Genomic DNA, 9,917 nt, shown 5'->3' with positions numbered 1-9,917 from the left:
TCAAGACGGCCCTCTCGGCCTCGGCGCGCGGATCCGGCAAGCTGGCGGCCACCGACAAGCCCATGTGGTGGGATTGGTTCACGGGCGGCGAGAAGAACATCCGCATCTATCTCCGCGCCAAGGACAGGACGGAGCTCAAGGGCCATTTCGCCAGGCGCGCCCTGCTCTCCGGTTTCGAGCTGGGGCAGGAGGGCGACAACGGGCTGGTCGACGTCTCCGCGACGATCGACAGCTCCGGCCCGGTGGAATGGGTTTCGACGCTCTGATGCGCCCCGCTCATCTCGAATTCGATTGGGGGGACGGGCCTCACCGCTTCGCCCTCCCGATCAAGCAGCTGCGGGAGCTGCAGGAAAGAACCGGCGTCGGGCCTTACGCGCTCTATCGGCGGCTGCTGAGCCACGACTGGCGCGCGGATGATCTGCTCGAAACCCTCCGCCTCGGGCTGATCGGCGGCGGGGCGCCCCCCGTCGAGGCTCTGCGCCTCGTCCGGCTCCATGTCGAGGGCGAGGCTTTGGTCCCGAACGTGGATCCCGCTCTGCGGATCCTCGCCTGGGCGCTTCTGCCTGACCCAGGCGCGGGCGACGAGATCGAGACGGATAAAAAAAAACCGAAGCGCCGCCGGAGCCGGACCTCCTCGACTTCGGAGCCCTTTACCGAAACGGCCTCCTGATGAGTCTTGGGCCGCGCGAGGTCGATCTCCTCACGCTGGCGGAGATGCGCCTCCTCGTCCGGAGCTGGAACGAGGCTCATGGCGGCGAGGATGAAGCGCCCGCCGCGCCTTCCGACGACGAATATTTCGAACTTCTGGAGATGATGCCGAATGTCTGAGGAGCTGGAACGCCTGATCGTGACGCTGGAGGCGCGGACCCGGGCCTTCGAAACCGCTCTCCAGCGCGCCCATGGTCAGACGAACCAGCGGATGAAGGCCATCGAACGCCGGACGCAGGAGATGGCGCGAAATGTTCAGAACGCCATGGCTGGAGCCCTTGCAAGCTACGGGGCTTTCCAGCTCGGCAAGGACGCCATCACCACGGCGGGGGATTTCGAGGCGGCGCTGATCCGGGCCGGAGTCGCGGCGAGCGCCACGAAGACCCAGATGCGCGCCCTGCAGGCGGCGGCGCGCGAGATGGGCCGCTCCCCTCTCGGGGCGACGGCGAACGAAGCCGCCGCCGCCTTTGAAATCCTCATCAAGAACAACCTGAACGTTCAGCAGGTTCTCGGCGGCGCGGCGGAAAGCTCGCTGATCCTCGCGCGGGCCATGGGCGCGGATCTTGCGGATGCGGCGGATCTCGCCACCGACGTCATGGGTCAGTTCAAGATCGGCGCGGAGGGCATGCCTCAGATCGTCGATCAGATCGCAGGCGGCGCCATCGCCAGCAAATTCGGGTTCGACGATTTCCGCTACGCCATCGCCAACGCCGGAGGATCGGCGGCCGAGGCTGGTCTCAGCTTCGGCGAGCTGATGCAGGCTCTGGCGGGCACCGCGACGCAATTCGCGTCGGGCGCCGACGCTGGCACGGCCCTCAGAACCTTCCTCCTCCGCCTCACGCCCGCCAGCAAGGAGGCCGGTGAGGAAATGCGCCGCCTCGGCATGTCGTTTTACGATGCGCAGGGCAATCTGAAGGATCTGCCGGATATCGCCGAAACCCTCAGGCGATCCCTGGCAGGGCTTTCCGAAGAGGCGCGGCTGAACAGCCTGAAGGTGATTTTCGGCGATGACGCGCTCAGAACCGCAGCGGCTCTGGCCGATCAGGGGGCGGCCGGAATCAACAAGCTCGCCGAAGCCATCGGGCGCGTCTCGGCGCAGGATCAGGCCGAAGCCCGCATGAAGGGCTTCAATGGCGCGCTGCTCGAGTTGAGAGCGGCCTGGGAGGACTTCCTCCTGACGGTCGCCGACGATGGCGGAGTGGAGGCGGCGACGAGGGCCGTGCAGCGCCTGACGGACGTCGTGCGATATCTCGCGGAGAATTTCGAGGATCTCTATCCGTGGATCGAGCGGACGGCGACAGCGCTGGCGGCGGTGCTGGTGGCGCGCGGCTTCAATTTCGTGCTGGCGAAAACGCTGGCCACGGGTTTGGGGCTGATCACGCTTTCCAAGAACATCGGCGGGGCGGCGCTTTCCGCGCGTGGGCTTGGGATGGCCTTGCGGTCGCTCGGCGGGCCGCTCGGCTTCGTCGTGGCCTTGGCGGGGGTGACTTTTCTGGAATTCACGCGAGGAGCCAAGACGGCGGCGGAGCGCCTGGAGGATATCGAGCAGGCCGCCTTCGAGGTCGGCGAGGCCTATGACAAGCTCCGGACCATCGAAGATCAGCTCAAGAAGGATCGCGAGGAGCTCAAGCGGGCTTCGGAGGCCTATGCGGCGGCGGTGCGCGACGAAGGCGCGGCGGCGCAGGAAACGGCGTCGCGCGAGCTTGAGTCGATCCGGGAGCGCATCAAGGGGCGGGAGTCCCTTCGGCTGGCCCTGTTGGACGAAGCTGAAAACAGATTATTCGATGCGCAAAAATCCCGCGACGAGATGCAGGGGGGCGTCGAAACCCGCGCCCGTGAATTGATCGCTGCGCAGAAGGGGTTTCTTGAAGACGCGATCAAGGAAGAAGGCAATAGCGCGACGCGGGCGAATCTTGAGGCGGAGGTCGCGAAGATCAATGCAGCCATGGAGGCGGAAGAGGGAGCCTTGCGCGCCTATGCGCTGCAGGTGGCGCGCGAGGCCCGCGCGCGTGGGGCGATGCATATCAAGCAAAGGGAGTTTTCGGACGCCAACGCCGCCCTTGAGAAGGCGGAGGAGGCGCTGAAAGCGCTGGAGGCGCGGCGGGACGTCCTCACGAATCCCTTGCCTCTGCCCGCCCCGGCGACCGTGGCCCCGCCCCCGCCTCGCGTTCTTCCGCCGCGCGGCGACGGATCGGCGTCGAGCGGCGAGACCCCCGCCGAGGCCCTCGCCAAGCTGCGCGCGGAGCTGGAGGCGGTCGGGCGAGAGATGGCGGAGCTCGACGCTGTGACGCGTCAGGCTCTGGAGGCCAATGGCGAAGAGGGGCTGAAGGCCGTCGAAGCCGCGATCTATTCCGCAGAAGCCCGGATCCGCATCGCCAAGGCGATGGAGGAAGCACGCATCCCGGAAGGAGCCACTGGCGCGGAGGCGCAGGAGATCCGGGAGGCGGCGGGCAAGCTGGAGGAGGCGCGGATCCGCACCGAGGCTCTGCGCGATGGTCTGCGCGACCGCACCCGCGAGATCGGCAAGGAGATCGAGGCCGAGAAAAAGGCGACGGAGGAGCGGGCGAAAGCCGCTGAAGAGCGCGCGAAGGCCAAGGCCTCGCTTGATGCTTATGCGGCGGGCCTTGGTCGCGAGGCGGAGGCGCAGGCGCGCCTGCTCGCCGGAGCTCAAGACGGCGACGAAGCCTACGACCGGGCTAAAGCCGCCATGGACCGCGCGACCGCGACGTCCAAGGCGCTGGAAGCCGCGGAGCGCGAGCTCGCCGCCGCGAAGGAAAAGGGCGTCGAAGTCACGGAAGCGCAAGCCGAGGCCGTCAGGGCGGCTGCGGTCGCGGCCGTCGCGGCGGAAGCCGACGTGCGTGAGGCGCTGGAGGCGCGGCGCAAGGCCGAAGAGGCCGCCAAGGAGGCTCGGGAGACAGCAGAGAAGGCCGCCGAGGAAGCCCGCAAGCGCGCGAAGGCGGCGGCGGAATTCGACGGCGCCTATGCTCTGGCCCTCCGCGCCGCGGCGGATCAGGCGGATCTGGCGCGAGCTCTGGAAGGCGGGACGGAGGCTTATGAGAAGCGCAAGGCCGCCCTCGATGCAGATCGCGCCGCCATGGAAGCGGGGCGCGAGGCGCAACGCGCCGTGACGCAGGCGCAGGAGGACAGCCATCCTGTGACGGAGGAGACAGCAGCGCAGTTCAAGGCGTTGGCTGAAAGCCGCGTGCGGGGCGAGGAAGCCATTCGTAAAGCCGTCGAGGCCCGCCAGAAACAGGAAGCCCTCGACAAATCCGCATATGAGGCGCTGCAGGAGGCTCGCCGCGCCGCGCTGGAGGCGCAGGCGCAGGCGGCCATGGTGGGCCTCCCGCCCGAGATCGCCCGCGGTTACGACGCCCGCCGCAGGGCCGAAGAGCGGATGCGGGGGTTGAAGATCCCGCAAGACGGGACCGCCGGAGGATATGGCGCCGCCGAACTCCAGACGAAGTTCGAGCAGGAGGAGGCCGACCGCCTGGAGGCGGAGGCCGAGAAGGCTCAGCGCGAGCAGGCTCTGAAGCTGCTGGAGGCGGAGCGGACGGCGGAGGCGCAGATCAACGAACGGATCCGCGAAACCATGGAGCTGCAAGGCCCGCTCGCGGCTCTGATCCGCGATCGCGCGATGGCGCAGGGCGACATGGCGGCGGCGGCGAACGCCGAGGCCGAGGCTCAACGCATGGTCGCCGACGAGGTGCGCCAGCTTGAGCTTGCGAAGATGGGCCTCGCCGAAGTCTCGAAGACGGCGGCGGAGGGTCTGGCGGAGATCTTCAGCAATGCGGTTTTCGGCGCCGAATCGGCGCGGAAGGCGGTCGGCGCATTGATTCTGGAAATCGGGAAGATGACTTTGAAAAGCTCTCTGGAGCCGGTCGGGAATTTCCTCAGCGGCGTTTTCAGCAAGGGCCTCGGGAACGCGGGCGCGGGCCTGAATCTCTTCGCCGCCAAAGGGGCGGCTTTCGGGTTGTCGGGCTCTCAGATCAAGGCCTTCGCGCGGGGCGGCGTGGTGAACAATCCGACGCTGTTCAGCCATGCCGGTGGCTATGGCCTGATGGGCGAGGCGGGGCCGGAAGCGATCCTTCCCCTGAAGAAGGGCCCCGGCGGGCGGCTGGGCGTGGAGGCTTCCGCTTCAGGCGGAAACGGGCGTTTGCCTTCTCTCCATATCTCCGTGCAAAGCCGGGATCCTCAGACGACCGTCTCGGCGCGCTGGGGGGCGAGCGGTCAACAGGCCGCCACGGCCGTCGCGGGCGCGGCGGGCAAAGCGAGGCGTTATCTTTGACATACGGCCAATTCCACGAGGCTCTTCTGCCGCCCGACGTCTCCTCCGGCTTCACTCGGCGAGACGCGGACGGGGTGGAGATCGTCCGGCTGGACAGCGGCGCAGAGGAGCGCAATCGGCGCTGGAGCCGCGTGCGGCGGAGTTGGACGGCGGGCTACAGACTCCGGAACATCGAGCGTTTGACCAGGCTGGCGGATTTCTGGGAAGCACGGGGCGGAAGGGCCTTTGGGTTCCGCATGAGGGATTGGCTCGACTGGAACACCAACATGGGCCGCAAAGGCTGCGCCGCCCCGACGCCCTGCGACGATCTTCTTGTGGATCTTCGGAAGCATGACGGCGCGCTCCAGATCCCGATCTATCGGACGAAACATAATTTCGGGCGTCAATCGCGGCGCCGGATCTTCAAGCCGCGCTGCGGCTGTGGATGGTTCCGGATCGCGGTGGACGGCGCAGAGATGCGCGAGGGGTGGACGGTGGATCCGGCGCGCGGGATCGTGACTTTCGAGTCTTTGCCTTCGGGCGACTGCGTCACCTGGGGCGGGATCTACGACGCGCCCGTGAGATTCGACATGGACGCGCTTCAGATCGATCTCGCGGCCCCGTCGATCGGAGAGGCCGTCAACCTCGCGTTGGTCGAATTGATCCATGAGCGCGACGTCTATCCTGAGGAGGAGCAAGACGAATTTAGCGCCCGCTTCGGCGGCGACGAAGAGAGTCTGGCGCGGGATTTAGCGCAGAGCCTGCGCGCCCTGAAGGAAATCACGGAGAGCCTTCCACCATGGCCGTGACTTCTTGTTGCCTGACCTGGGTGGTAGAGCGCCGCGACGGCCTGCGTCTCGGGTTCACGAACCACGACGAACCAGTGACCGTGGCGGGCGTGATCTGCGAACCGCGCGGCGGCTTCGACGCCTCCAGCATGGAGCAGAGGATCGGCGGCGGTGTGGACTCGGCGGACGTCTCTGGTTTCCTGAGCAGCGATCGGATCTCTGAGTCCGATCTTCTGGACGGCCTTTATGATGGGGCGCGGATCACCGTACGCGAGGTGGATTGGAGCGCCGGAGCGGTGATCCGCCGTTGGCCCGCCTATGTCGTCGCCGACATGGTCACGACAGGACCGGTCATCAAACTGGAGCTGGAGCTGGAGGCGGCTCTGGCCCTCAACCGCCCGCAGGGTCGGACCTGCGCGGGGACTTGCGATCATGATTTCGGCGACGGCGGATGCGGCCTCGCGATGGGGCCTCTCCAGCAGGCGGCGACCGTGGTCGCGACGGACGGACGGACGTGGGTTGAAATTTCCGGCCTGAGCGCCCCGCCGAAAGGCCAATGGCTCGGCGGCCTGATCCGCCTCGCGGGCGTCGATTACGAAATCGCCCGCCATGAAGGAGGCCGCCTGACGGTCTACGGCCCGATGTCCGGGGCCGAGATCGGAACGGAGATCATACTGACGCCGGGCTGTTCGAAGCTCTGGGACATGTGCCGCGCCTTCGGCAACAGCGCCCGCTTCGGCGGCTTTCCGCATGTGCCGGGGCCGGATGCGGCTTATCGCGTCGCGCGGCGCGGCGACGGGCGCGGCTATACAGGCGGCAGCCTCTTCGCGCCAGGCGTGCTTGTCGAGGAAGAGAGCGATGAATCCTGACCGCGTGATCGCCGAGGCGCGGCTCTGGATCGGCACGCCCTATGTCCATGGCCAAGCCTCGCGCGGCGCAGGCTGCGATTGCCTCGGGCTGCTGCGCGGCGTCTGGCGGGCGCTCTATGGCGAAGAGCCGGAGCCTTGCCCGCCCTATGCGCCGGACTGGGCCGCCGCAGGCCGCGACACGCTCCACGAAGCCGCCGACCGCTGGCTCGCCCCAGCTGAGGAGGGCCCCGGCGCCGTCGCGCTCTTCCGCCTCGGGTCTGGCCCGGTGGCGAACCATTGCGCGATCCTTTCCGGCGAGGGGCGCCTGATCCACGCTACGAACGCCCGCGCCATCCATCCACCGCGCGTGCTGGAGGCGCCTATGGGCGTCGCGATGACCCGCCGCGCCGTCGGCTTCTGGAGGTTTCCCTGAATGGCGACCGTCGCTCTGGCCATGATCGGATCCGCCATCGGCGCCGCAGCCATGCCTGCCGGCCTCACGCTGCTCGGGACCACGATCTCGGGCGCGGCCATCGGTCAGGCGATCGGCGGCGCGCTGGGCGGCATGATCGATCAGGCGATCTTCGCGCCGAAAGCGCCGGACACAGAAGGCCCGCGCCTTGAGAGCGTGACATTCTCGAACGTCGCCGAGGGTGCGCCTCTGGCCCGGCTTTATGGCGTCACGCGCCCGACCTGTCCGCTGATCTGGGCCACGCGGTTTCGCGAGGAGGCGACCGAAGAAGAGGTCGGCGGCAAGGGGATGGGGGGCGGCGCGACCCATACGACCTACGCTTATTTCTGCAGCTTCGCGGTCGCTCTGGGCGAGCGGGCCGATGAAATCCGCAGAATCTTCTTCGACGGTCAGGCGCTCGGCGATCTCGTCCTTGCGCCCCATCCTCACGGCTTCACGATCGCGGCGATGGACGAAACTTTTCAGGCGACCTTTTACGATGGGACGCAGGAGGCGCCCGACGCTCTGATCGCTTCAGTGGAGGGGGCGGCTCCCGCATATCGCGGCGTGGCTTATCTTGTTGTCGAGGAGTTGGCGCTCGCGAACCATGGCAACCGCCTGCCCATGGTTTCGGCGGAGGCGGAGCGGCGTTTGTCGGCGCCGAATTTGACGGGACTGCTCGCGCGGATCGCAGAGGATTACGGCGCCTCCGTCGATCTGGAGGCGGTCCCCGAGCGCGAGGTCTGGGGCCTGAAGGTCGAGCGGGCCATGTCAGGGCGGGCTGCGCTGGAAGCGGTCATGGGTCCGTTTCAGCTGACGGGCGCCTTCGGCGACGACGGGAGTTTCAGGGTCTCGCCCCTGCAGGGCGCGCCGCTCCTGACGATCGGCGAGGAGGAACTTGTAGAGGCGGAGGGCGGAGGGGCGCCCCTGACGATCTCGCGGGCGCGCGGAGACGACGCCCCCGGAGAGGTGCGGCTTTCTTATCCAGACGTCGACCGGGACCACCAGCCTGCGGAAGTCGTCGCAAGGCGGCGGCTGCAGCGCCCCGAAGGCGCGACGACGATCCAGACGGCCATGCCTTTGTCGCGCGCGGCGGCCATGTCTCTTGCGCATGAAGCGCTGGAGACCGGCGCCATGGGCCGCGAGACGGCGCGCGGAATCCTGGCGCCTTCGGTTGCGCGGCTCCTGCGCCCCGGCCAGATTCTCGGGGTCCGGATGAGGACAGGCCGCGAGCATCATCTCCGGCTGACCAATCTGGCTTGGGAGGGGCGCGGCCCCTTCGAGGGCGTGATCACGGCCATGACGCCGCCACGGGCGCGGATCGCGGGCGGCTCTCAGGAGATCGTGGACGCCGTGCAGGGTTACGGCCCGGTCGAGCTTGTGTTTCTCGACCTGCCCTTGCTGCGGGGGGACGAGAACGCCTTCGCCCCGCATGTCGCAGCCTGGGCGGATCCCTGGAATGGCGCGCTGCTCTTTCGGAGCGTGGCGGGAGGGCCTCAGGCTCTGGCGGCCATCGTTCCTTCGCGGGCGACCATGGGCGAGCTGGAGGCGTCTCTGGCTCCCCCCGCCGCGCCTTGGGTCTGGGATCCGGGCGCGGAGCTGCTCGTCCGGCTCCGTCCTGGAGGCCTGCTCTCCAGCGCGACGGAGGCCGCCGCCGAAGCCGGAGCCAACGCCGGGGCGATCGAATGGCCCGAGGGATGGGAGGTGCTTCAGTGGCGGGCGGCGGAGCTGGTTTCTTCTGGGCTCTGGCGGCTCTCGCATTTGCGCCGCGGGATGCGCGGGACCGAGCATCTGATTTCGGGCGCGGCGGCGGTCGGCGCGAGGTTCGCGCGGCTGAACGGCGCTCTGATCCAGCCGGACCTGCCGCCGACGCTGCGGGGCCAGCCGCAAAGCTGGCTCTGGGGGCCGGCGAACCGTCCGCGCGATCATGGGAGCTACCAGAGCGAGACCCGCAGCTTCGCGGGCGTGGGGTTGCGGCCCTATGCACCCGTCGCTCTGGCGGGGGCGCTGGACGGGACCGACCTCGTGCTCACCTGGGCGCGACGCTCGCGGGGGGAGCCGGACACGGCCTTTGGGCCGGATCTGCCGCTGAATGAAGAGCGCGAGGCCTACCGCGTCGAGATCCGCTCTGGCGCGGCGCTGCTGCGCACGGCGACCGTCTCGACGCCAGCTTACGCCTATCCCGCCGCCGACCGCATGGCGGACGGCGCGCCCGCTCCGGCGACGCTGACTGTGATCGTCCGGCAAATCTCGGCGGTATTCGGCCCCGGCGCTCCCTGCAGCGCGACGTTCACTTTCTGAGGAAATCGACATGACGACAGATTGCGGATGCGCCTCCGCCAGCGCGAGCGGCTGCGCGAATTGCGCCATGCCGCGGAGCTACCAAGACTGGCTCAGAGGCGCGGCGACGCTGAATCTCTTCACGAGCGGCGCGGAAGCCGAAACCTTGCCCGACGGACGCCCGACGCTGGCGGGCCTGGCGCGCTTCGCGCTGTCCTCGCTGCTTTCGCCCGTCGAGGCGCCGACAAAGGCGGCGCTCGACGCGATGAGGACGGAGCCGCGCGGACGATTGGGGCGGACTGACGACGGGCTCTACTGGCGGTGGGACGGGGCGGCCTGGGTCGCCTATGCCGATCCGGTCGCAGCCGAGGCCCTCGCCAGGGCGGCGGCCCTGTCGTCGGAGGCCTCGGCGCGCGCCGCGGGGGATGCGGCGCTGGGGGCGGAGCTGGCGGGCAAGCTCTCGGCCCCTGCGCCGGGCGAGATTCTCGACGTCCCGGCCGGCGCGCTCGGCCCCAATGGACGGGTGGTCGCGGCTGCGCGCAGCTCAGACGGCCGCACGCCGGAGAGGATCTATGCCG

At 68.6% G+C, this 9,917-nt stretch carries 9 protein-coding genes; all 9 read left to right on the top strand.

What is annotated here, in order from left to right:
• Positions 1-266 (top strand): hypothetical protein (locus tag PHN62_RS17180; protein ID WP_300152643.1); only part of this gene is annotated, 266 nt, incomplete at its 5' end.
• Positions 248-670 (top strand): gene transfer agent family protein, encoded by a 423-nt coding sequence (locus PHN62_RS17175; protein WP_300152642.1) that lies wholly within the window; start codon positions 248-250, stop codon positions 668-670. The genes PHN62_RS17180 and PHN62_RS17175, both read left to right, overlap by 19 nt.
• A complete protein-coding gene (locus tag PHN62_RS17170; protein ID WP_300152641.1) occupies positions 670-828 on the top strand; it encodes a hypothetical protein in 159 nt (52 codons plus the stop codon). The genes PHN62_RS17175 and PHN62_RS17170 overlap by 1 nt, the downstream gene beginning before the upstream one ends.
• Positions 821-4,993 carry a phage tail tape measure protein gene (locus PHN62_RS17165; protein WP_300152640.1) on the top strand — a complete coding sequence of 1,391 codons (4,173 nt, stop codon included), beginning with the start codon at positions 821-823 and terminating at the stop codon, positions 4,991-4,993. The genes PHN62_RS17170 and PHN62_RS17165 overlap by 8 nt, the downstream gene beginning before the upstream one ends.
• The gene (locus PHN62_RS17160; protein WP_300152639.1) at positions 4,990-5,781 is read left to right on the top strand and encodes a DUF2460 domain-containing protein; all 792 of its coding nucleotides are present in this window, start codon (positions 4,990-4,992) and stop codon (positions 5,779-5,781) included. Before PHN62_RS17165 ends, PHN62_RS17160 begins: the two co-directional genes overlap by 4 nt.
• Entirely contained in the window at positions 5,772-6,629 is an 858-nt protein-coding gene (locus PHN62_RS17155; protein WP_300152638.1) for a DUF2163 domain-containing protein, read from the top strand. Before PHN62_RS17160 ends, PHN62_RS17155 begins: the two co-directional genes overlap by 10 nt.
• Positions 6,619-7,041, top strand: coding sequence for a peptidase P60 (locus tag PHN62_RS17150; RefSeq protein WP_300152637.1), 423 nt, complete (start codon positions 6,619-6,621; stop codon positions 7,039-7,041). Before PHN62_RS17155 ends, PHN62_RS17150 begins: the two co-directional genes overlap by 11 nt.
• On the top strand, positions 7,042-9,360 hold the full coding sequence (locus tag PHN62_RS17145) for a phage tail protein (RefSeq protein WP_300152636.1): 2,319 nt from the start codon (positions 7,042-7,044) through the stop codon (positions 9,358-9,360).
• Positions 9,361-9,370: 10 nt separating this feature from the next.
• Positions 9,371-9,917: hypothetical protein (locus tag PHN62_RS17140; RefSeq protein ID WP_300152635.1), on the top strand; the 547-nt coding region annotated here is incomplete at its 3' end.

The organism is Neomegalonema sp., assembly GCF_028688855.1.
Lineage (GTDB): Bacteria > Pseudomonadota > Alphaproteobacteria > Rhodobacterales > Rhodobacteraceae > Neomegalonema.
Note: the sequence above shows the minus strand (reverse complement) of the source record. Positions and strands in the feature narration are given on the sequence as shown.

Bases quoted from the DNA above. Each gene is read 5' to 3' on its own strand.
- PHN62_RS17155 (WP_300152638.1), top strand. From the start codon at position 5,772: ATGGCCGTGACTTCTTGTTGCCTGACCTGGGTGGTAGAGCGCCGCGAC.
- PHN62_RS17150 (WP_300152637.1), top strand. From the start codon at position 6,619: ATGAATCCTGACCGCGTGATCGCCGAGGCGCGGCTCTGGATCGGCACG.
- PHN62_RS17165 (WP_300152640.1), top strand. From the start codon at position 821: ATGTCTGAGGAGCTGGAACGCCTGATCGTGACGCTGGAGGCGCGGACC.
- PHN62_RS17145 (WP_300152636.1), top strand. From the start codon at position 7,042: ATGGCGACCGTCGCTCTGGCCATGATCGGATCCGCCATCGGCGCCGCA.
- PHN62_RS17175 (WP_300152642.1), top strand. From the start codon at position 248: ATGGGTTTCGACGCTCTGATGCGCCCCGCTCATCTCGAATTCGATTGG.
- PHN62_RS17170 (WP_300152641.1), top strand. From the start codon at position 670: ATGAGTCTTGGGCCGCGCGAGGTCGATCTCCTCACGCTGGCGGAGATG.